Source organism: Escherichia coli DSM 30083 = JCM 1649 = ATCC 11775, from assembly GCF_003697165.2.
Lineage (GTDB): Bacteria > Pseudomonadota > Gammaproteobacteria > Enterobacterales > Enterobacteriaceae > Escherichia > Escherichia coli.
Genome location: NZ_CP033092.2, coordinates 364,019 through 385,149, shown reverse-complemented (window position 1 = coordinate 385,149; position 21,131 = coordinate 364,019). Strand labels below are relative to the sequence as shown.

Here is a 21,131-nt window from a genome sequence, read left to right as displayed (position 1 = left end):
TTTTATTTCAGATGGTTAATCAGCATCGGAATCGCGTGTTCAACGTGCTCAACGGAAAGGCCAAACGCCACTTTTCCTTCAGCGATCATTTTGGCGATATGTTCGTCTTTCGCTTTAATGCCCGGCTTGGCAATGGTGCAACTTTTGTTATAGCCAATCACCGCGATAGCAATCGACAATGCCGCGCCCGCACCGGTATTACACGCACCGATGTAGTAATCCAGTTGCCCGGATTTCACTTTCATTGCCGCTTCCATGTCGTTGTGAATGAAAACTTCAAAACAGCCAGGAGCCGTCGCTTCAATGGTTTTTTTAATCTGCTCACGCTGTAAGCCTGCAACGCCAATCTTTTTCATGAGTCTGTCCTTATTGGAAAAATTGAGAGGGATTTTCACGTAACATCACATCCACATCGGCCTGACTGAATCCTGACTGGCGCAATTGCGGAATAAAGGTGGTCAATAAAAAGTCATAGCCATAACCACCGTTGGCTTTTAAATGAGAGCGCCGCGTAATATCCATCGACAGCATGACGCGGTTCAGCAACCCACGGTCACGTAGCGCATGGAGCATCGCAATGCGCTTTTCGTCCGGGTAGTAACTGTTCTTGCCGATGGTGTCGAACTGCACATACGCGCCGAGATCGATCATCTTCAAAATGTTGTCGAGATTGTCTTTCAGATCGCAGTGGCCGACGGTGACGCGCGAAAGATCAACTCCGTGGGCTTGCAACAGAGCCAGTTGCTCCAGCCCCATCGTGCTGAACGACGTATGCGTGGAGATCGGGCGTCCGGTCTGGTTATGTGCCAGCGCGGCGGCAATAAACACCTTCTCTTCCAGCGGCGTAATCTTCCCTTCGCTGGAGCCAATCTCCGCGATGATCCCGGCTTTCAGGTCAGTGCCATCGATACCCTGCTCAATTTCATCGACCATCTCCTGCGCCAGTTCCTGCACGCTGCGGGTCGCCACATGTTCCGGGAAAAACGCGTCCTGGTAATAACCGGTACAGGCCACCACGTTGATCCCGGTTTCGCGCATTACATCGAGCATAAATTGCACATTGCGCCCCATGTAACGGTTGGTCATCTCAATCACATTACGCACGCCCCGGGCCATCAGGTCGTTCATCTCCTGGCAAATGAACGCATACTGATCAAGGCGGCAGTCCACGTTGTTTTTAAAGCCGGAAAGATCAATATGCAGATGCTCATGGGCAAGGGTGTAGCCCGTCGGATCAAAACTCATAGGGTGTCTCCTGCAAACCGGAAGGAGGAAAGAAAAGAGCGACCATTTTGTGGCGGTGGCGCACGGAAAAATTCACACACTGTAGCCCCCACATCAGAAAGCGTGGTGCGCACACCGAGCTGCGTAGCGACCAGTCCTTGCTGATAAACCAGCACTGGCACCACTTCGCGGGTATGGTGGCTGTGACCAATGGTCGGATCGTTACCGTGATCCGCCATCACGACCAGGCAATCATCTGGCTGCATCGCCTCAACAAGCCGGGCAAGGTTACGGTCAACGACCTGCAAACGTTCGGCATAACGTGCGACGTCTTCTGCATGACCAGCGAGGTCGGTTTCCTGGATATTGGTACAAATAAACGCCGTCGGATAGGTGTTAAATTCGTTGAGGGTGATATCCATAATCCGCTGGCTATCCACCAGGTTTTGCCAGCTCACGCCATAAGGATTGCTGACGATATCTGCCACCTTACCCACCAGCACGGTTGGCACGCCCGCTTCATACAGTTTTTGCGGCACCTGCACTTTTTCATCAACACCGTAGCCCATATGTACGACCTGGAAACCGTTGTCATAGGCGCCAGAACGCGGCGCATTGATGCCAATAAAGCGCCCTTCTTTGCTTTCTGCGGCATCGAGAATGCGTTGACTGTCGGGTAACAGGCCGCCAAATGTAATGACCCGACCGACCTGTACCTGCTCACGCACAATACGACCCATTTTGATTGCGTCGTCAAAAGAGATCACAGAGAGATTGGCGGTGATGTTATAGACCTGGCCTAAATCCGCCTCGAGATTATCGCCAATCGCAACCGCCTGATTGACCCACAGAAATTGCAGATCATCGCCACGACGCTCCACCTGCCAACCGGCGGATACTAATGCCTGCTCAACACGGTCAATCACATCACGAAAGGGCATCCGCAGCGGCGGTAATGGGCGCGTACCTAAAATCTCCTGATGCCCCATAAAGGTATCGCCACCTTCATGTTGCAGTTCCGCCACGCCCCAGGTGGAGGAGTCTGACGGCTGCATATCGCCAGGCGCATAACCCAATGCGTTGATTAGCCCCAGCGTCTCCAGCGTTGGTAGCTGCAAATGCGGCAACTGGCTCAGGATGTGACCACAGGTATTCGCCCCGGCATCCTGCGGACGCACCAACGTGACATCTTTCATTGCCCCTACGCCAAAGCTATCAATCACTAACACCACAAATCGCGCCATTTACGCCTCCAGAGGGTTGCCGAGGCTGTCATAACGACCAACTATTTCTGGTTCGCCACGGTGAATACCGGACACCAGCACCACATCGCTACGGGTGATAAAAATCTGCGTGCGAAAACAGAGCACCACTGCACTGCTTACCGGATGCTCGCCTGCCAGCGGCAGGGTGTAGTCGATACTGCTGTCATCAACGGCGTTGAGATATGTTTCAGTAATTCTTTGATTTTCTGGCGTAAACACCAGCGCATGTTGCGCGTGACCACGACGGTAGTAACCGCCGCCGTAGCAGTAGCTGTCGCCACGGAAATGATGGGAGATTTCACTTAACCAGAGCATCGCGATACGTTCAGGCTGATCGCCCTGTTGATTTGCCGGAATAGTACCCGTCAGCGCATGACCGGGTTCGGTATGAGTCACACCGTATTCCGCCAGCAATGGCAGCGACGTGCAGCTGGTCGCTGAAGGCGCGTTCAGTTGCTCAATCGCAATACCAGATTTCGCCAGTTGATCCCGTGCTTGTACCAGCGTGTGAAGATTCGGTGTCGGCAAAACTTTCCCGGCAGCCTCATCCCAAAGCAGGCAAGGGAAATGGGTAAGTCCCGCCAAATGTAGCCCCGGCAGATTCTGGATTTCAGCAACCACCTCGTGCAGCGAATGCTGTACAAAACCGCTCTCCTGCCCCGGATAAAGAAAATCATCGTCGCTATAAACTTTGAGCAGCACAGACTGCACACGTCCGGTCTTCACCGCTGCCGCAGAAATTTCCCGCGCTTTGTCGAGGGTAAACACAGTGATGACGTCGGTTCCCTGTTCAACGGCGTCAGAAACCTGATGACAAGGGATTTGTACCAGATGCCCCTGATGCGCTACCGGCAAACCGGCGCGGCGCATGACTCGCGCCTCTTTGTAATCCACCGCCACAATGCCGCTGTAGCCCAGAGCCAGCAGTTTTTCTGCCAGCCACGGATTACGACCGAATTGTTTGGTCATCAGATACAGTTCAATGCCGTAAAGCCGCGCCGTCTCAATCAGCCGCTTGCCGTTTTCCAGAACTTGATCCACGTCGATCACCCAACTGTCCGGGGCGATCTTGCCCTGCTGCCACAAACTTAGTGCGGCGGAAATCAGCGCCGGATTCTGGCGTTTCAATGCTTCTACAAACATCTTGTTGCCTCGTTTCTGTTCCTTGAATTAAATATTCATTTTTTTGAATATTTAGGTTGTACGACGTGGATTTATCGGGAGCTTCAAACCTCTTCGTTAGCAGCCATCCATAATCCATAAAGGTTGGCCAGCAAATAGCCTTCTTCACACGGGTTAACTTCCAGTGCAAATTCCTTCAACAATACCTGATGCAATTGCACAACGGCTTGCCAGTGGCTGGATTGCGCCAGTTCCGCCAGCAATTCGTCATCCAGCGGCTCTATTTCTTCACCACGGCGACTGCGCATCAGTGCACTCGCCATATGTGTCATCGCCATCGTTCCTTGCTCACTGCGCACCGGTAGATGGCACTCTGTTTCCAGTACATTGACGACCTGCATCATGCCTTTGCAGATGTCCTTATCAATAACGCCTGCATCGCAAAGCAGGTTGAGTCTGGTTTCCATATCAGATGCCTTTCGTTTAATAACTGGGTTCCTGTTCCCCACTGACTACTCGCTGTTGATGAGCAAGCAGGGCATGTTTATCAACAACTGCACGCAGCAGTTGTTGCATTGGGTAATCATCGGCACGCGTCAGGATCACGGCTTCGGTGGCCTGTAAAAATCGCGGATCGTCTGTGAGCGGCGTCGCTTCTAATCCCAGCATAGTCAGTTCGTTTTCCGCCACTACGTTCCAGATAACCGCGTCAACATCGCCTTTAACAATGCGTTGTAAACTCTCGTGATAAGAGAGATCGACTCGTTCCACATCACTATCGCCAAAAAAGACATCGGTCATGATTTTCTGATCTGCCGAACGGTTATCCAGCCCCACGCGCTTCACGTTTGCGGACTCGCCTTTACGGCAAATCAACTGGTGCTCGCCAACGTAGGTATGCGGTCCCAACTCCAGCGCGAGGCATAATCCTTTTTGCGTGAGATAACTTTCCGCCGCCAGTCGCGAAACCACCGCCATGTCATACACGCCGTTAAGTAAACACTCCACGCGAATATCCGCGCCGCGCATATGCGCATAGTAAAAAGGAATGCCATCAAACTGGGCTTTCAATCCGCTCGCCAGGCCTTCGTACAAACGGGTATAGGGCAAGGGCATCGCACATACCACGTTGTTGATATCCACATGAGTCAGCAATGCTTTGTTATCCATCTCGACCAGATAACTGCCATTGCGCCCACGGCGTTCAATCCGTATCGCTCCGCTTGATTCCAGCGTTTTCAACGCGGCCTGCGTCAGGCCAACCGATGAACGGCATTCAGTTGCCAGCTCATCTATGGTTTTCAGTCGATTACCGCACTTTTCACCCAACAAATAACGGGCCAGTGTCGTGATAACGACGCCTTCTTTTTTGATAAACGTTCGACGCATAATATATTTTCAATAAAATGAATGTTTATATCTTCAGGAATTTGAAGATAAGGCGCAACAGCGAGATGTGGAAACGGCGAGGCGCTTCACATTTTTTCGGATTATTGCAAATGAGGATAAAAAAACCGGGTTTCCCCGGTTTTTGGCATTAATGTTAAATTACGGCTTCGCCACAAAACCAATCGCTTCGTACACCGCTTTTAGCGTACGGGAAGCGTGTGCGCTGGCTTTTTCTGCGCCGTCTTTCATCACCTGTTGCAGGAAGGCTTCATCGTTGCGGAAACGGTGGTAACGTTCCTGCAATTCAGTCAGCATACCGGAAACGGCATCAGCCACTTCACCTTTCAGATGACCATACATCTTGCCTTCGAACTGTTTTTCCAGTTCCGGGATGCTCTGGCCCGTTACCGCAGAAAGGATATCCAGCAGGTTGGAAACGCCCGCTTTGTTCTGCACATCGTAGCGAACTACCGGCGGCTCGTCGGAGTCAGTGACCGCGCGTTTGATTTTCTTCACTACCGATTTCGGATCTTCCAGCAGGCCGATAACGTTATTGCGGTTATCGTCAGACTTGGACATCTTCTTGGTCGGCTCCAGCAGCGACATTACGCGCGCGCCAGATTTCGGAATAAACGGCTCTGGCACCTTAAAGATATCGCCGTACAGCGCGTTGAAACGCTGGGCGATATCGCGGCTCAGTTCCAGGTGCTGTTTCTGGTCTTCACCCACCGGCACCAGATTAGTTTGATACAGCAGGATGTCCGCTGCCATCAGCACCGGATAGTCAAACAGACCAGCGTTGATGTTCTCGGCATAACGCGCAGATTTATCTTTAAACTGTGTCATGCGGCTCAGTTCGCCGAAGTAGGTATAGCAGTTCAATGCCCAGCCTAACTGCGCATGTTCCGGCACGTGGGACTGAACAAAAATGGTGCTTTTCTCAGGATCGATACCACAAGCCAGATACAACGCCAGCGTATCCAGCGTCGCTTTACGCAGCTTCTGTGCATCCTGGCGCACGGTGATCGCGTGTTGGTCAACGATACAGTAAATGCAATGGTAGTCATCCTGCATGTTTACCCACTGACGCAGCGCACCCATGTAGTTACCAATGGTCAATTCACCTGAGGGCTGTGCGCCACTAAAAACGATGGGCTTAGTCATTTTTCGATTCCTGATTTTCGCTATGCGGAAGCCCTAATGCGGGCAGAAGGTCATTTAGAGACTGATAAATTACATCAGGCTGGCTGAGATCGATAGCCTCGCCGTAGTTATATCCGTAGGTTAAGCCAACTGATGGGCAACCTGCCGCTTTTGCTGCCTGAATATCATTGCGTGAGTCGCCGACAAACAGCATCTGTTGTGGAGCAATGCCCATCCGTTCAGCCACCAGTAACAGCGGGTCCGGATGCGGTTTTTTGTTTTGCACATCATCGCCGCCGATAACCACGCTGAAGTATTTGGCGATATCTAAGGCTTCGAGCAGCGGCGCGACGAACGGCGTCGGTTTGTTGGTGACCAGGCCTAGCGGCAGGCCTTTAGCCTGCAACGCGCCCAACGTATCGGCAACGTGCGGGAACAAAAACGTCCCCTCTTCGGCAACCTCGCCATAGTAGCGATCGAACAGTTTACGCAGAATACGTACCTGTTCTTCTGCCGGAATGTCGTCATCAACGGGCGGTTTACCCATTGTTTTACGCAGAGTCGCACGTTCCTGACGCGCCCAGGTCAATGCGCGCTCCATCAGAATATCTGCGCCGTTACCAATCCAGGTAATAACGCGTTCTTCACCTGCGACAGGCAACTCCAGCGCATACAGCGCCATATCTACCGCAGCAGCAAGACCGGGGGCACTGTCAACCAGCGTACCGTCGAGATCAAAAGCGACGCCGCGAATATCTTCAAACTTATTCATGACTTACCTTTGCCAGTTCACTGCGCATTTCATCAATGACTTTTTTGTAGTCTGGCTGGTCGAAGATTGCCGAACCAGCAACAAACATATCCGCGCCCGCCGCAGCGATTTCGCCAATGTTGTTCACCTTCACGCCACCGTCCACTTCCAGTCGAATGTCAAAGCCAGACTCGTCGATACGACGACGTACTTCGCGCAGTTTATCCAGTGTTTGAGGAATGAAAGACTGACCGCCGAAACCAGGATTGACGGACATCAGCAGGATCACATCCAGCTTATCCATCACGTAATCCAGATAACTCAGAGGTGTCGCCGGGTTAAATACCAAACCCGCTTTACAGCCATTTTCTTTAATCAGTTGCAGCGTGCGGTCAACATGCTCGGAGGCTTCTGGATGAAAGGTAATGATGCTGGCACCAGCGGCAGCGAAATCAGGCACAATGCGATCGACGGGTTTCACCATCAGATGTACGTCGATAGGGGCGGTAATGCCGTAGTTACGCAAGGATTTCAGCACCATTGGCCCAATCGTCAGATTGGGAACATAGTGGTTATCCATGACGTCAAAATGCACGACATCAGCGCCAGCTGCCAGGGCTTTTGCGGTATCTTCACCCAGGCGGGCAAAATCAGCCGACAGAATTGAGGGAGCAATCAAATACTGTTTCATCCGCTTCTCCTTGAGAATTATTTTTTCGCGGGTGAAACGACTCCTGGTTTGTACAAAGCCAGCAGTTCGTCCACCTTTTTACGTGTGCCGCCGTTGCTGCTTATACTGCGTCGAACTTTGACGACATGCAATTTTGCGCGCTGATACCACTCACGCGTTAACATCGTATCGTGATTGGAGATCAGCACCGGAATATGGCGATCAACCAGACCTTCAGCGATCTCCGCCAGATGCGCTTGTTGTTCAAGCGTAAAACTGTTTGTGTGATACGCCGTAAAGTTGGCAGTCGCAGACAGCGGCGCATAAGGCGGATCGCAATAGACGACAGATGCATCATCTGCGCGCGCCATGCTATCGGCGTAAGACTCACAATAGAAAAAGGCATTCTGCGCTTTTTCAGCGAAGTGATACAACTCTGCTTCCGGGAAATAGGGTTTTTTGTAGCGGCCAAACGGCACGTTAAACTCACCGCGCAGATTGTAACGACACAGGCCGTTGTAACCGTAGCGGTTCAAATATAAAAACAGTACCGCCCGACGGAACGGATCCTGGCTTTTGTTGAACTCTTCGCGGAACTGATAGTAAACCTCGGCGCAATTTGTTTCGGGAACAAACAGCTCGCGTGCGGCCTGTACGTACTCATCAGTACGCATCTTCACAATGTTATAGAGACTGATCAGGTCGCTATTGATATCGGCAAGGATATAACGAGAAAAGTCGGTGTTGAGAAACACCGACCCGGCACCTACAAAAGGCTCAACCAGACATTCGCCCTTGGGCAAATGCCGTTTAATATCATCAAGCAGGGGATACTTGCCCCCTGCCCACTTCAAAAAAGCGCGATTTTTCTTCATGCTGACTAACTAATTACACCTTCTCCGGCTGTGGAGAAAGCTCCGACAGCATCCAGCGCTTCAGGCAACGCCCGCAATGATAAACCATTGCGGGAGATAACCTTGATTACTTCAGATCGGCCTGTACCTGACGCAGCGGTTTCGCCCACGGGTTTTTGGCCTGGACATCTGCTGGCAATGTAGATACCGCTTTTTTCGCCTCTTCTTTCGAAGCATACACGCCAGAAACCAGGACATACCACGGCTGACCATTACGCGTCGTTTCATAGACAACGTAGTTTTTCAGATTCTCTTTCTTCGCCCAACCGTTCAGGTTGTCGTAGTTAGAGGAACTGCTCAGCTGCAGAGTGTAATGGCTGGACGGTGCCGATTTCAACGAACCAACATTACCTGCGGTCTTCCCTCCAGCGGCTGGTGTTGCCGTGGTTTGCGCCGGGGATGCCGTCTGTACTGGAGCCGTAGTCGCCGTCTCTTTTGGTGCTGGCGTAGAAGTCGCAGCCGGTGCCTTTGTGCTCGCCACAGGGGCAGCTGGTTCAGTTCGCTTCGGCGTCTGTGCGACTGGCTTCGGTTCCGTTTTCACGGTTGCTTGCGGTTTTTTCGGTTCAATCACCGCCTGCTGACGAGCCGGGCGCGTAGTGGCCGGACGTTCAGCGGTTTGCGTTTTCGCCGTGTCACGCGATGCATTGCCATTGCGAACAGGCGCAACCGTTGCGGGTTCAGTCGGCAATGTAGAATTGACCGCCACATTGTTCAACTGTTGCTGATTTTGTGGCTGGGTCAGCGCATTGTTCAGGTCACCCTGCACTTCAACACGTTGTTGACCATCCGTTGCCACCGGGGTTTGCCCTTGAGTCGGCGTAGAAGAGATCGGCGGCAGAGAAACATCCTGCTGAGTATTTTCCGCAGACGTGGTTCCCGGCGCTGGCTGCACGCCATTGGCCTGATCGGTCGCATTGCCTGCAAGATCAATACTCTTCTCGCCAGACGCGGTTTGATCGCTGGAAGAGGTCGAGGGGGCTTTTAGCGCAGAACCGATACCGATGATCAACAGCAGTAGAACCAGAATGCCGACACCCATCATCATATACTGACGAGAAGCGGGTTTACTGGCTGCTTTTTTGCGCTTACGCGGACGACGCTCTACGCGCTCTTCATCCACGGTTTCATCTTCGGATTCGTCAATTTCTTCTTCGATTTCCGGTTCCTCATTACGCGCTTTTTGCGCACGAGTCGGACGGCGATCGTCAGTGTCATCAAGTTCAATATCATCAAAATTGATCTGCGGTTCGCCACGTTCAGTACGCTCAGAACGTTCAGAAGATTGACGAGAACGACCAGTACGACGATCGCTGGGATCGGGTTTCAGCTCGTCTTCTGGTTTGAATTCATCCATTTAACACCCCACTAAAAGGTTAATGCTTACCACGTTGCAATTAACCTGAAGCTAATAGACCGCTTGATAAGCGGCCTGACCTTTCTTGTTGTTACGCTGATTGACAATCGGCAATGGCGTTAAGAACAAGCTCGTGCGAAACGCCGCTGCGAACTTCACTCTTACCAATTGCCAACGGAAGAATTAAGCGCATCTCTCCCGCAAGGACTTTCTTGTCACGCAGCATATGCGGTAAATACGCCTGCGCGGACATTTCGCGCGGCCCATTGACCGGTAACCCAGCCCGCGTGAGCAGGGTTATAATACGCTGCGTTTCGGCAGAACTAAACTGCCCGAGACGTTCCGACGTCCGCGCCGCCATCACCATACCCGCAGCGACCGCTTCACCATGTAACCAATTGCCATACCCCATTTCAGCTTCAATGGCATGACCAAAGGTGTGTCCCAGATTCAGTAAAGCACGTAACCCGGTTTCGCGCTCGTCGGCGGCGACAACTTCTGCTTTCAGCTCACAACAACGGCGAATACAGTACGCCATTGCCGGACCGTCCAGACGCAACAACGCATCCAGATTCTCTTCCAGCCAGTTAAAAAACGCACCGTCAAGAATAATGCCGTATTTGATGACTTCTGCCAGCCCCGACGCTAACTCACGCGGGGGAAGCGTTTTCAGACAGTCGAGATCCACCACCACTGAAGCGGGCTGGTAGAACGCGCCAATCATGTTTTTACCGAGGGGATGGTTGACCGCAGTTTTGCCGCCAACGGAGGAATCGACCTGCGACAGTAACGTCGTCGGGACTTGAATGAAACGTACACCGCGCTGATAACTCGCCGCCGCGAAGCCGGTCAGATCACCCACTACGCCGCCGCCAAGCGCCACCAGAGTAGTATCGCGACCATGCGGCTTTTGTAACAATGCCGTAAAGACGGTATCGAGTACAGCCAGGCTTTTATACTGCTCGCCGTCAGGGAGGATAACGCTATCGACGTTAACACCCGCCTGTTCAAGTACGCCGCGGACCTTATCGAGATACAGAGGAGCCAGGGTTTCGTTGGTGACCAACATGACCTGCTCGCCCGATTTCAGCGGTAAGAATGAAGCTGGTTCATTAAACAAACCAGATGCGATGGTAATTGGGTAACTACGTTCCCCGAGAGTAACGACAATCCTCTCCATAACGCGACATCCACCTTAATTACTGTACCCGCAGACGAGTGTATATAAAGCCAGAATTAGTTGCTTTCCAGCATGTGAATAATCTGGTTTGCAACCACTTTAGCGCTTTGATCATCAGTACGAATGGTCACGTCGGCAATCTCTTCATACAGCGGATTGCGTTCATTGGCCAACGCTTCCAGAACTTCACGCGGCGGTGTTTCAACGTGCAGCAACGGGCGTTTTTTATCACGCTGCGTGCGTGCAAGTTGCTTTTCGATGGTCGTTTCAAGATAAACGACAACGCCACGAGCGGAAAGACGGTTACGCGTTTCACGGGATTTCACAGAGCCGCCGCCAGTAGCCAGCACAATACCCTGTTTCTCGGTCAACTCATTGATGACCTTTTCTTCGCGATCGCGGAAGCCTTCTTCGCCTTCTAAATCGAAAACCCAGCCCACATCAGCTCCGGTTCGTTTCTCAATCTCTTGATCGGAATCGTAAAATTCCATATTGAGTTGTTGAGCTAACTGGCGCCCAATAGTGCTTTTTCCGGCACCCATAGGCCCAACCAGAAAGATATTGCGTTTCTCTGCCATTTTTTCGGTACTACTAAGACTATTCGTTAATGATAAACCCGCTTCGCTCAGAGAGCGCCGCAGGACATGAACTGAAACCTCATAAGATATTGCGAGAGTCAGACTGAAAATTATCTCAATACTCCAGCGGGTTTGGCAACTGAATAAATCACCCATCCCTCTGCATATCTGGTCGCTGCAAGCGCGCTGCCTTGCTACCACCGCTCTGGCGATAAATCACCGGGTAAGATTAGCGTAAAAAAGACAGCAAAATGCCGCCTGAATGATAAATCATCATCATGGAACGCAGGCAGCGAAGAGCACCAACTCTCAAATCGGTACTCCTTGTATGCTAAATACCTGCGCGCGTCAAATAGATGAAACACGTTCAGCGTAAAAACATTACCGCTTTTACGGCTGTTTACTCACTGGAAACCAGTCGTGGCGTGATAAACACCACTAACTCGCGTCGTTCATCTTCTTTTCCGTCATGACGAAATAATTGCCCGAACCAGGGAATGTCGCCAAGCAACGGTACGCTATCCTGACCCGATTTATTTTTACGGGTAAAAATGCCGCCCAGCGCCAACGTTTCTCCGCTTTTGACCTCGACCTGCGTTTCGATCTCCTGCTTATCAATCGCCAGCACTTCGCCATCTGCCTGCTGTAGCACCTGCCCCGGAACGTTCTGGCTGATGTGTAATTTCAGCCGGATGCGACCTTTTTGTAACACCGTGGGCGTGACTTCCATCCCCAGGACGGCCTCTTTAAATTCCACCGACGTCGCGCCACTTTCCCCGCTGGAAACCTGATATGGAATTTCGCTCCCCTGTTTAATGCTGGCAGGCTGAAGATGTGAGGCCAGCAGACGCGGACTGGCGATAATATCCAGCTGCTGTTTTTGTTCGAGCGCGGAAAGCTCAAGATCCAGTAAACGTCCGTTGATGCGTCCAATGTTAAAACCGATATGCGTTGTCGCCGTCGCTACGGAGAGGTCGCTGCCAAGCGTGGTGACTTGCCCAACGCCACCAGCTTGTTGCGCATCGGCCAGCGTCCATTTCACACCTAACTCACGCAAACTTTTTTCATTAATGGTGACAATATGCGCCGAGAGCTCAACCTGCCCGACCGGCAGATCCATTTGCGATACCCACTGTTCAAGCGTGCTTAACGCCGTTTTGTTATCTCGCAGCAAAAGGCGATTGGTGCGTTTATCGACGGTCATACTCCCTTTGGCACTCAGTAGCTTCTCCCCCGCTTTCGCCAGCTCTCCGGCGTCGGCGTATTGCAGAGTAATATTGCGATTTTCCAGCGGCAGATTTGCCTGCGCCCGCGTCTGCTCCGCCTCCTGGCGGGCGATATTGTCATTCTGCCAGGCAACGGAATGCACCGAGAGAATGTTGCCCTCCTGGCGCGTTATCAATCCGGCGCTTTTCACTACAGTTTGTAGTGCCTGCTTCCAGGGAACGTCAGTTAAATGTAACGACACCGTACCGCTGACGTCTGGCGAAACCACCAGGTTCAACTTCTCCTGTTCAGCCAGCACCTGCAACACCTGAGCTACCGGAACGTCATCCACCATCAGCGTCACTTTTTGCGGCTTTGCCGCCTGTACGCCGGGTATAAGCATCAACAGTAGTGCGGCTATCCATTGCTTCATTTGTATCTCCTTGCCGTTGCCACAACCAGTGTGGCGGTTCGCAGTTTGTCCCGGTTCCCAGCGTTAGTGCGTCTGGCGTCAGCTGTAAGATCGTCCAGCCGTTTTCCAGCACATCGTTTTGCTGCACCCGTCGCCATTTTTTTTGCCCATCTTTTATTACACCGATGATGCGCTCGCCTCTCCCTACCATCCCCTGATAGCGCCACTGGCTAAGTTCGCTAATCCGGCATAGATCTTCCGGCGGTTTAAAAGGGTCACGCATACCGGTTAAAAGGCACAATGCAATGCCTGCCAACAACCAGCGTTTAACCCTCATGCGGCGTCTCCAGTTGTAGCGTGAACAAAAGGTCATCACCTTCCACGCTTAACAAAAAACGGCTCACGCTGACGTTGCGCTCTGCCAGCCGTGTAAATGCCGACGGCACTGCTTCCCACAGCGTTTTCAACGCCAACTCACCTCCCTGCGCGGATGGATGCCAGTAAACCAGTTGCGCGCCGGATAACTGAAAATCCAGTGGCGAAAAGGGCAGCGTTTTTTCTTCGCTGAAGGAAGTGGTGTCTACCAGGCGATACAGTGCAGCCCACTGCTGGTGATGATTTGCCCGTAGTCGAATTAATGCATCGCTCTCTTCATGGTGTGTCAATGACAGAAAAATGAGCGTAACTAACACCAGCAACCAGACTGCCCAGCAAAACTGGCGGAGGCGGAGTGATGTGGCGAACCACCAGTCAAAGAACATGTTCATCGCTAACCTTCCTTGTTAACTGATACTCAAATTGCCAGCGTCCCTGCGCATCCTGCTGCGTGGCCCCCCGCTGATTGAGATGAAAAGAAGCATCCTGGCGTAGTGACGTTTCTAGTGCGTTTAACGCGGTAATGCTTGTTGTCAGCCCCTTGATCTCCAGCGTTCCCTGCTGCCAGCTTATCGTTGTCAGCCAGGCATGTTCGGGTAAAAGCGCCGCCAGTGCTTCCAGCGCAGATTGCCAGTCGCGGGTAAATTGTCGCTGGCGCTGACGTTGCAAACGCTGTTCGCGTAACTGCTGGCGTTCCAGCAAACGTGGTTTCGTTATCTGTAAGCTGCGGGCGAGTTGTTGTTCCGCCTGAAGCAAAACGGCGTTTACGCGTGCTTCGGCATTGCTTGTCAGACGCAGTATTAGCGTTATCCCGACGGCCAGCAGCAAAGGCGCAACGAACATCAGCAACCAGAAACGAAGAAAAGCGGTCCGGCGTTGCTGTCGCCAGGGCAAAAAATTAATTGGCGGGTTCATCAGTACACCTTCCCAAGCGCCAGCCCCAGCGCGATGGCAAAGTCTCCACCTGGTGGCGGTAGCGGCGGCTGACGAACAGAAACCGCCTCCCAGGGGTCAAATCCGCCTTCGCCACATAGCGCGACGCTTTCGGGATCAACAGATAACGCTGCCGCCAGCTCCTTCGCGCTAGTCATCCCCACCGCCAGTTTGCGCCCCCAGCTATAGCGCGTCGCCCACAGCCACTGTTCGTTATCACGCCAGGCCAGACATTGCTGATGAGAAGGTAAAAAAGGCAGGAATCGCTGTAATGCACTGGCATCCGGAGTGATCGCGCTAACATGAACACGCAACCTTTCTGCCAGAGTAAGCAGCGTTGCCAGCTCTTTGCTTTGCGCGGCAGTCACGTTATAGGCGGGACTGAGTGCGTCTTCGCTGTAATCGAAGCGCAGGGAGTCCGGATCCATATCCAGTTCACGGGCCATCGTCCCGGACAGCCAGGCCATTTGCTCCCGCTCACCGAGGGACATCGACGGGCGTGGAAATGACCGCTGTAATGTGCGACTGGCGGGAAACGCCAACATAATGTGATGACGCTGCGGCAGTTCACGACTCCACGGTAACAACGTGTTAGCCAGCCGCTGCACATCAACAATCCGCCCATCTTTGATAATGTCGTTCTCCAGTGGCAACCGCCACCAGCGGTGCAATAAGCATTCTTTTGCGCTCCGCACGATAGCAACCGCTACCGCTTCTTGCTGTTGTAAATGCAAACCAATTTGCCAGTTCTTAAATGCCATTGTGATGATCTCCTTATCACCCGTCACTCTGACAGGTATATCAATGCGTCTGGCTTGCCTTTATACTACCGCGCGTTTGTTTATAAACTGCCCAAATGAAACTAAATGGGAAATTTCCAGTGAAGTTCGTAAAGTATTTTTTGATCCTTGCAGTCTGTTGCATTCTGCTGGGAGCAGGCTCGATTTATGGCCTATACCGCTACATCGAGCCACAACTGCCGGATGTGGCGACATTAAAAGATGTTCGCCTGCAAATTCCGATGCAGATTTACAGCGCCGATGGCGAGCTGATTGCTCAATACGGTGAGAAACGTCGTATTCCGGTTACGTTGGATCAAATCCCGCCGGAGATGGTGAAAGCCTTTATCGCGACGGAAGATAGCCGCTTCTACGAGCATCACGGCGTTGACCCGGTGGGGATCTTCCGTGCGGCAAGCGTGGCGCTGTTCTCCGGTCACGCGTCACAAGGGGCGAGTACTATTACCCAGCAGCTGGCGAGAAACTTCTTCCTCAGTCCAGAACGCACGCTGATGCGCAAGATTAAGGAAGTCTTCCTCGCGATTCGCATTGAACAGTTGCTGACGAAAGACGAGATCCTCGAGCTTTATCTGAACAAGATTTACCTCGGTTACCGCGCCTATGGTGTCGGTGCTGCGGCACAAGTCTATTTCGGTAAAACGGTCGACCAACTGACGTTGAACGAAATGGCGGTGATAGCCGGGCTGCCGAAAGCGCCTTCCACCTTCAACCCGCTCTACTCAATGGATCGTGCCGTCGCGCGGCGTAACGTCGTGCTGTCGCGGATGCTGGATGAAGGATATATCACCCAACAACAGTTCGATCAGACACGCACTGAGGCGATTAACGCTAACTATCACGCGCCGGAGATTGCTTTCTCTGCGCCATACCTGAGCGAAATGGTGCGCCAGGAGATGTATAACCGTTATGGCGAAAGTGCCTATGAAGACGGTTATCGCATTTACACCACCATCACCCGCAAAGTGCAGCAGGCCGCACAGCAGGCGGTACGTAATAACGTGCTGGACTACGACATGCGCCACGGCTATCGCGGCCCGGCAAATGTGCTGTGGAAAGTGGGCGAATCGGCGTGGGACAACAACAAAATTACCGATACGCTGAAGGCGCTGCCGACCTATGGTCCGCTGCTGCCTGCCGCAGTCACCAGCGCCAATCCTCAGGAAGCAACGGCGATGCTGGCAGACGGGTCGACCGTCGTATTGAGTATGGAAGGTGTTCGCTGGGCGCGTCCTTACCGTTCGGATACTCAGCAGGGACCGACGCCGCGTAAAGTGACCGATGTTCTGCAAACGGGTCAGCAAATCTGGGTTCGTCAAGTTGACGATGCATGGTGGCTGGCGCAAGTGCCGGAAGTGAACTCGGCGCTGGTGTCGATCAATCCGCAAAACGGTGCCGTTATGGCGCTGGTCGGTGGCTTTGATTTCAATCAGAGCAAGTTTAACCGCGCCACCCAGGCACTGCGTCAGGTGGGTTCCAACATCAAACCGTTCCTCTACACCGCGGCGATGGATAAAGGTCTAACGCTGGCAAGTATGTTGAACGATGTGCCAATTTCCCGCTGGGATGCAGGTGCCGGTTCTGACTGGCAGCCGAAGAACTCACCACCGCAATATGCCGGTCCAATTCGCTTACGTCAGGGGCTGGGTCAGTCGAAAAACGTGGTGATGGTACGCGCAATGCGGGCGATGGGCGTCGACTACGCTGCAGAATATCTGCAACGCTTCGGCTTCCCGGCACAAAACATTGTCCACACCGAATCGCTGGCGCTGGGTTCAGCTTCCTTCACCCCAATGCAGGTGGCGCGCGGCTACGCGGTCATGGCGAACGGCGGCTTCCTGGTGGACCCGTGGTTTATCAGCAAAATTGAAAACGATCAGGGCGGCGTGATTTTCGAAGCGAAACCGAAAGTAGCCTGCCCGGAATGCGATATTCCGGTGATTTACGGTGATACGCAGAAATCGAACGTGCTGGAAAATAACGATGTTGAAGATGTCGCTATCTCCCGCGAGCAGCAGAATGTTTCTGTACCAATGCCGCAGCTGGAGCAGGCAAATCAGGCGTTAGTGGCGAAGACTGGCGCGCAGGAGTACGCACCGCACGTCATCAACACACCGCTGGCATTCCTGATTAAGAGTGCCTTGAACACCAATATTTTTGGTGAACCAGGCTGGCAGGGTACTGGCTGGCGAGCAGGTCGTGATTTACAACGGCATGATATAGGCGGAAAAACGGGTACCACTAACAGTTCGAAAGATGCGTGGTTCTCGGGTTACGGTCCGGGCGTTGTGACCTCGGTCTGGATTGGCTTTGATGATCACCGTCGTAATCTCGGTCATACAACGGCTTCCGGAGCGATTAAAGATCAGATCTCAGGTTACGAAGGCGGTGCCAAGAGTGCCCAGCCTGCATGGGACGCTTATATGAAAGCCGTTCTTGAAGGTGTGCCGGAACAGCCGCTGACGCCGCCACCGGGTATTGTGACGGTGAATATCGATCGCAGCACCGGGCAATTAGCTAATGGTGGCAACAGCCGCGAAGAGTATTTCATCGAAGGTACGCAGCCGACACAACAGGCGGTGCACGAGGTGGGAACGACCATTATCGATAATGGCGAGGCACAGGAATTGTTCTGATTAAAAAGGCGCTTCGGCGCCTTTTTCAGTTTGCTGACAAAGTGCACTTGTTTATGCCGGATGCGGGTGAACGCGTTATCCGGCCAACAAAAAATTGAAAATTCAATAAATTGCAGGAACTTCGTAAGCCTGATAAGCGTTGTGCATCAGGCAAACTTCACGCATTTACACTCGCCCCTGCCCTTTCAACCATTCGCGCACGAGGAACAGCGCGCTGACATTACGCGCTTCGTTGAAGTCAGGGGCTTCCAGCAAATCCATCATATGCGCCAGCGGCCAGCGCACCTGTGGTAACGGCTCTGGCTCATCGCCTTCCAGTGATTCCGGGTAGAGATCTTGCGCTACCACGATATTCATTTTGCTGGAAAAGTAAGACGGTGCCATGCTGAGCTTCTTCAAAAAAGTCAGATCGTTCGCACCAAATCCAACCTCTTCTTTTAGCTCGCGGTTAGCGGCTTCAAAGACGCTTTCACCCGGATCAATTAATCCTTTCGAAAAACCTAATTCGTAGGATTCAGTTCCCACTGCGTATTCGCGGATCAGGATCAGGTGATCGTCCACAATCGGCACAATCATCACTGCTTCCCGGTTGGTTGGACGCATTCGTTCATAAACACGCCGCACGCCATTGCTGAACTCCAGATCCACGCTTTCGACGGTAAACAGTCGGGAACGGGCTACAGTTTCAACATTCAGAATGGTGGGTTTTTGTAATGATTTGCTCATCGTGGGATCTATGCTGTGAAATCAGCGGTTATTGTGCGATATCGGACACGCTTTCGGCAATGTGAATTGCATGTTATTTACATTTATGTAACTTAATAAATAATCGTCCTCAAATCAAATTAAAAGTCAATAGGTTGAAATAACTCCAGGAATTTGCTGATATTCCGCCTTCAGAGGGTTTGCTATGATCAGCGGTTACTGTGATGTGCTTAATGATGCTCAAGTTAAACTCCACGCTTGCCGATAGCCAACCGCAGAATCATGTATTGTGTCCGGTGCGACTGACCACGCCTGACAGACTAAGTAAGATGGGGAAAGCATGAGCACCATTGTGATTTTTTTAGCTGCTTTGCTGGCCTGCTCACTACTTGCGGGATGGCTGATAAAAGTGCGATCCAGACGGCGTCAGCTGCCCTGGACCAACGCCTTCGTGGATGCGCAAACGCGTAAACTCACATCTGAAGAACGTAGCGCCGTTGAAAATTATCTTGAGAGCCTGACGCAGGTATTACAGGTGCCTGGCCCAACGGGAGCCAGCGCGGCACCGATCTCTCTGGCGCTGAATGCCGAAAGCAACAACGTCATGATGCTGACACACGCTATCACGCGTTATGGCATCTCTACCGACGATCCGAATAAATGGCGTTACTACCTCGATTCGGTAGAAGTCCACCTGCCGCCTTTCTGGGAACAGTACATCAACGATGAGAATACCGTTGAACTGATTCATACCGATTCGCTGCCGCTGGTTATTTCACTCAACGGTCATACGCTGCAGGAGTACATGCAGGAAATTCGCGGCTATGCCTTGCAACCTGTTCCGTCAACGCAGGCGTCGATTCGCGGGGAAGAGAGCGAGCAAATAGAACTGCTCAATATTCGCAAAGAAACGCACGAAGAGTATGCGCTGAGTCGTCCGCGCGGGCTGCGCGAAGCGTTGCTGATTGTCGCCTCCTTCCTGATGTTCTTTTTCTGCCTGATTACCCCGGATGTCTTTGTTCCGTGGCTGGCAGGCGGCGCGTTACTGCTGCTGGGCGCAGGTCTGTGGGGGCTATTCGCGCCCCCGGCAAAATCCTCCCTGCGGGAAATTCATTGTCTGCGCGGTACACCCCGTCGTTGGGGATTGTTTGGCGAAAACGATCAGGAACAGATCAACAATATTTCACTCGGTATTATCGACCTGGTCTATCCCGCACACTGGCAGCCATACATTGCTCAGGATCTTGGTCAACAAACCGATATCGATATCTATCTCGACCGCCACGTAGTGCGTCAGGGGCGATATCTTTCGCTGCATGATGAAGTAAAAAACTTTCCGTTACAGCACTGGCTGCGCAGTACGATTATTGCTGCGGGCTCGCTATTGGTGCTGTTTATGCTGTTATTCTGGATCCCGCTGGATATGCCGCTGAAATTCACCCTCTCGTGGATGAAAGGCGCGCAGACCATTGAAGCCACCAGCGTGAAACAACTGGCTGACGCTGGCGTGCGGGTTGGCGATACATTGCGTATTAGCGGTACGGGAATGTGTAATATTCGCACTTCCGGTACCTGGAGCGCGAAAACCAACTCACCTTTTTTACCGTTTGACTGCTCGCAGATCATCTGGAATGACGCCCGCTCATTGCCATTACCAGAATCTGAATTGGTCAACAAAGCGACGGCATTGACCGAAGCAGTTAATCGCCAGCTGCACCCTAAACCGGAAGATGAATCTCGCGTCAGTGCCTCATTACGTTCAGCAATTCAAAAATCCGGTATGGTATTGCTTGATGATTTTGGCGACATTGTTCTGAAGACAGCAGATCTGTGTTCTGCCAAAGATGACTGTGTGCGACTGAAAAATGCGCTGGTCAATCTCGGCAACAGTAAAGACTGGGACGCGCTGGTAAAACGCGCCAACGCCGGGAAACTCGATGGCGTGAATGTGTTATTACGCCCGGTGAGTGCGGAATCGCTGGATAACCTGGTGGCCACCTCTACCGCGCCGTTTATCACGCATGAAACGGCGCGAGCGGCACAATCACTAAACAGTCCGGCCCCCGGCGGGTTCCTGATTGTCAGCGACGAAGGCAGAGATTTTGTTGATCAGCCCTGGCCTTCGGCATCACTTTACGACTATCCGCCGCAAGAACAGTGGAACGCTTTCCAGAAACTGGCACAAATGCTGATGCATACGCCGTTTAACGCCGAAGGTATCGTCACAAAAATCTTCACTGACGCCAATGGTACGCAGCATATTGGCCTTCATCCGATCCCGGATCGTTCCGGCCTGTGGCGCTATCTCAGCACCACGCTGCTGCTACTGACGATGCTGGGTAGCGCCATTTATAATGGCGTACAGGCCTGGCGTCGTTACCAGCGCCATCGTACTCGCATGATGAAGATTCAGGCCTATTATGAAAGCTGCCTGAACCCGCAACTGATCACCCCTTCAGAAAGCCTTATCGAATAAC

General features: G+C 52.4%; 21 protein-coding genes. 2 read left to right on the top strand and 19 right to left on the bottom strand.

Features of this window, described 5'->3' with window-relative positions; translation table 11 throughout:
- Nucleotides 1–2: 2 nt before the first annotated feature.
- From yhfU to hofM, 18 genes are all read right to left on the bottom strand, one after another.
- Complete coding sequence (gene yhfU / locus EAS44_RS02575) at nt 3–356, bottom strand: DUF2620 domain-containing protein (RefSeq protein WP_000719728.1); 354 nt, start codon at nt 354–356, stop codon at nt 3–5.
- Nucleotides 357–366: 10 nt separating this feature from the next.
- The gene (gene php, locus EAS44_RS02570) at nt 367–1,245 is read right to left on the bottom strand and encodes a phosphotriesterase-related protein (protein ID WP_000006993.1); all 879 of its coding nucleotides are present in this window, start codon (nt 1,243–1,245) and stop codon (nt 367–369) included.
- Nucleotides 1,242–2,468, bottom strand: a complete 1,227-nt coding sequence (gene yhfW / locus EAS44_RS02565; RefSeq protein ID WP_000090651.1) for a phosphopentomutase — start codon at nt 2,466–2,468, stop codon at nt 1,242–1,244. The genes php and yhfW overlap by 4 nt, the downstream gene beginning before the upstream one ends.
- On the bottom strand, nt 2,469–3,632 hold the full coding sequence (yhfX, locus tag EAS44_RS02560; RefSeq protein ID WP_000497363.1) for a YhfX family PLP-dependent enzyme: 1,164 nt from the start codon (nt 3,630–3,632) through the stop codon (nt 2,469–2,471).
- 83 nt (nt 3,633–3,715) lie between these two features.
- Nucleotides 3,716–4,078 carry a hypothetical protein gene (gene yhfY / locus EAS44_RS02555; RefSeq protein ID WP_001296472.1) on the bottom strand — a complete coding sequence of 121 codons (363 nt, stop codon included), beginning with the start codon at nt 4,076–4,078 and terminating at the stop codon, nt 3,716–3,718.
- Between the two features lie 16 nt (nt 4,079–4,094).
- Nucleotides 4,095–5,000 carry a GntR family transcriptional regulator YhfZ gene (yhfZ, locus tag EAS44_RS02550; RefSeq protein ID WP_001254826.1) on the bottom strand — a complete coding sequence of 302 codons (906 nt, stop codon included), beginning with the start codon at nt 4,998–5,000 and terminating at the stop codon, nt 4,095–4,097.
- A 159-nt stretch (nt 5,001–5,159) separates the two neighbouring features.
- Nucleotides 5,160–6,164 carry a tryptophan--tRNA ligase gene (gene trpS, locus EAS44_RS02545; protein WP_000165543.1) on the bottom strand — a complete coding sequence of 335 codons (1,005 nt, stop codon included), beginning with the start codon at nt 6,162–6,164 and terminating at the stop codon, nt 5,160–5,162.
- Nucleotides 6,157–6,915 (bottom strand): phosphoglycolate phosphatase, encoded by a 759-nt coding sequence (gene gph, locus EAS44_RS02540; protein ID WP_001031712.1) that lies wholly within the window; start codon nt 6,913–6,915, stop codon nt 6,157–6,159. Before gph ends, trpS begins: the two co-directional genes overlap by 8 nt.
- A complete protein-coding gene (gene rpe, locus EAS44_RS02535) occupies nt 6,908–7,585 on the bottom strand; it encodes a ribulose-phosphate 3-epimerase (RefSeq protein ID WP_000816280.1) in 678 nt (225 codons plus the stop codon). Before rpe ends, gph begins: the two co-directional genes overlap by 8 nt.
- Before the next feature lie 17 nt (nt 7,586–7,602).
- On the bottom strand, nt 7,603–8,439 hold the full coding sequence (gene dam / locus EAS44_RS02530) for an adenine-specific DNA-methyltransferase (RefSeq protein ID WP_000742141.1): 837 nt from the start codon (nt 8,437–8,439) through the stop codon (nt 7,603–7,605).
- A 106-nt stretch (nt 8,440–8,545) separates the two neighbouring features.
- A complete protein-coding gene (gene damX / locus EAS44_RS02525) occupies nt 8,546–9,832 on the bottom strand; it encodes a cell division protein DamX (RefSeq protein WP_000343174.1) in 1,287 nt (428 codons plus the stop codon).
- A gap of 91 nt (nt 9,833–9,923) precedes the next feature.
- Nucleotides 9,924–11,012 carry a 3-dehydroquinate synthase gene (gene aroB, locus EAS44_RS02520; protein WP_000439850.1) on the bottom strand — a complete coding sequence of 363 codons (1,089 nt, stop codon included), beginning with the start codon at nt 11,010–11,012 and terminating at the stop codon, nt 9,924–9,926.
- 56 nt (nt 11,013–11,068) lie between these two features.
- Nucleotides 11,069–11,590: a shikimate kinase AroK gene (aroK, locus tag EAS44_RS02515; RefSeq protein ID WP_000818618.1), complete on the bottom strand. Its 522-nt coding sequence runs from the start codon at nt 11,588–11,590 to the stop codon at nt 11,069–11,071.
- Nucleotides 11,591–11,990: 400 nt separating this feature from the next.
- Complete coding sequence (gene hofQ, locus EAS44_RS02510; RefSeq protein ID WP_000816011.1) at nt 11,991–13,229, bottom strand: DNA uptake porin HofQ; 1,239 nt, start codon at nt 13,227–13,229, stop codon at nt 11,991–11,993.
- The gene (gene hofP / locus EAS44_RS02505; RefSeq protein ID WP_001264138.1) at nt 13,141–13,545 is read right to left on the bottom strand and encodes a DNA utilization protein HofP; all 405 of its coding nucleotides are present in this window, start codon (nt 13,543–13,545) and stop codon (nt 13,141–13,143) included. The genes hofQ and hofP overlap by 89 nt, the downstream gene beginning before the upstream one ends.
- Entirely contained in the window at nt 13,535–13,975 is a 441-nt protein-coding gene (gene hofO / locus EAS44_RS02500; RefSeq protein ID WP_001055745.1) for a DNA utilization protein HofO, read from the bottom strand. Before hofO ends, hofP begins: the two co-directional genes overlap by 11 nt.
- Nucleotides 13,959–14,498 carry a DNA utilization protein HofN gene (hofN, locus tag EAS44_RS02495; RefSeq protein ID WP_001069334.1) on the bottom strand — a complete coding sequence of 180 codons (540 nt, stop codon included), beginning with the start codon at nt 14,496–14,498 and terminating at the stop codon, nt 13,959–13,961. The genes hofO and hofN overlap by 17 nt, the downstream gene beginning before the upstream one ends.
- Nucleotides 14,498–15,277 (bottom strand): DNA utilization protein HofM, encoded by a 780-nt coding sequence (hofM, locus tag EAS44_RS02490; protein ID WP_001350443.1) that lies wholly within the window; start codon nt 15,275–15,277, stop codon nt 14,498–14,500. The genes hofN and hofM overlap by 1 nt, the downstream gene beginning before the upstream one ends.
- A gap of 119 nt (nt 15,278–15,396) precedes the next feature.
- Between hofM and mrcA the strand changes: the two genes are divergently transcribed.
- Complete coding sequence (gene mrcA, locus EAS44_RS02485; RefSeq protein ID WP_001296475.1) at nt 15,397–17,949, top strand: peptidoglycan glycosyltransferase/peptidoglycan DD-transpeptidase MrcA; 2,553 nt, start codon at nt 15,397–15,399, stop codon at nt 17,947–17,949.
- A 165-nt stretch (nt 17,950–18,114) separates the two neighbouring features.
- On the opposite strand, the gene nudE is transcribed toward mrcA, so the two are convergent.
- On the bottom strand, nt 18,115–18,675 hold the full coding sequence (gene nudE, locus EAS44_RS02480; protein ID WP_000045736.1) for an ADP compounds hydrolase NudE: 561 nt from the start codon (nt 18,673–18,675) through the stop codon (nt 18,115–18,117).
- Between the two features lie 319 nt (nt 18,676–18,994).
- Here nudE and igaA point away from each other — a divergent pair, with 319 nt between their 5' ends.
- On the top strand, nt 18,995–21,130 hold the full coding sequence (igaA, locus tag EAS44_RS02475) for an intracellular growth attenuator protein IgaA (protein ID WP_000104574.1): 2,136 nt from the start codon (nt 18,995–18,997) through the stop codon (nt 21,128–21,130).
- Nucleotide 21,131: the final 1 nt, after the last annotated feature.

Excerpts from the sequence above, each read along its gene's own strand:
- yhfU (WP_000719728.1), bottom strand. The coding sequence starts at position 356 with ATGAAAAAGATTGGCGTTGCAGGCTTACAGCGTGAGCAGATTAAAAAA.
- php (WP_000006993.1), bottom strand. The coding sequence starts at position 1,245 with ATGAGTTTTGATCCGACGGGCTACACCCTTGCCCATGAGCATCTGCAT.
- yhfW (WP_000090651.1), bottom strand. The coding sequence starts at position 2,468 with ATGGCGCGATTTGTGGTGTTAGTGATTGATAGCTTTGGCGTAGGGGCA.
- yhfX (WP_000497363.1), bottom strand. The coding sequence starts at position 3,632 with ATGTTTGTAGAAGCATTGAAACGCCAGAATCCGGCGCTGATTTCCGCC.
- yhfY (WP_001296472.1), bottom strand. The coding sequence starts at position 4,078 with ATGGAAACCAGACTCAACCTGCTTTGCGATGCAGGCGTTATTGATAAG.
- yhfZ (WP_001254826.1), bottom strand. The coding sequence starts at position 5,000 with ATGCGTCGAACGTTTATCAAAAAAGAAGGCGTCGTTATCACGACACTG.
- trpS (WP_000165543.1), bottom strand. The coding sequence starts at position 6,164 with ATGACTAAGCCCATCGTTTTTAGTGGCGCACAGCCCTCAGGTGAATTG.
- gph (WP_001031712.1), bottom strand. The coding sequence starts at position 6,915 with ATGAATAAGTTTGAAGATATTCGCGGCGTCGCTTTTGATCTCGACGGT.
- rpe (WP_000816280.1), bottom strand. The coding sequence starts at position 7,585 with ATGAAACAGTATTTGATTGCTCCCTCAATTCTGTCGGCTGATTTTGCC.
- dam (WP_000742141.1), bottom strand. The coding sequence starts at position 8,439 with ATGAAGAAAAATCGCGCTTTTTTGAAGTGGGCAGGGGGCAAGTATCCC.
- damX (WP_000343174.1), bottom strand. The coding sequence starts at position 9,832 with ATGGATGAATTCAAACCAGAAGACGAGCTGAAACCCGATCCCAGCGAT.
- aroB (WP_000439850.1), bottom strand. The coding sequence starts at position 11,012 with ATGGAGAGGATTGTCGTTACTCTCGGGGAACGTAGTTACCCAATTACC.
- aroK (WP_000818618.1), bottom strand. The coding sequence starts at position 11,590 with ATGGCAGAGAAACGCAATATCTTTCTGGTTGGGCCTATGGGTGCCGGA.
- hofQ (WP_000816011.1), bottom strand. The coding sequence starts at position 13,229 with ATGAAGCAATGGATAGCCGCACTACTGTTGATGCTTATACCCGGCGTA.
- hofP (WP_001264138.1), bottom strand. The coding sequence starts at position 13,545 with ATGAGGGTTAAACGCTGGTTGTTGGCAGGCATTGCATTGTGCCTTTTA.
- hofO (WP_001055745.1), bottom strand. The coding sequence starts at position 13,975 with ATGAACATGTTCTTTGACTGGTGGTTCGCCACATCACTCCGCCTCCGC.
- hofN (WP_001069334.1), bottom strand. The coding sequence starts at position 14,498 with ATGAACCCGCCAATTAATTTTTTGCCCTGGCGACAGCAACGCCGGACC.
- hofM (WP_001350443.1), bottom strand. The coding sequence starts at position 15,277 with ATGGCATTTAAGAACTGGCAAATTGGTTTGCATTTACAACAGCAAGAA.
- nudE (WP_000045736.1), bottom strand. The coding sequence starts at position 18,675 with ATGAGCAAATCATTACAAAAACCCACCATTCTGAATGTTGAAACTGTA.
- igaA (WP_000104574.1), top strand. The coding sequence starts at position 18,995 with ATGAGCACCATTGTGATTTTTTTAGCTGCTTTGCTGGCCTGCTCACTA.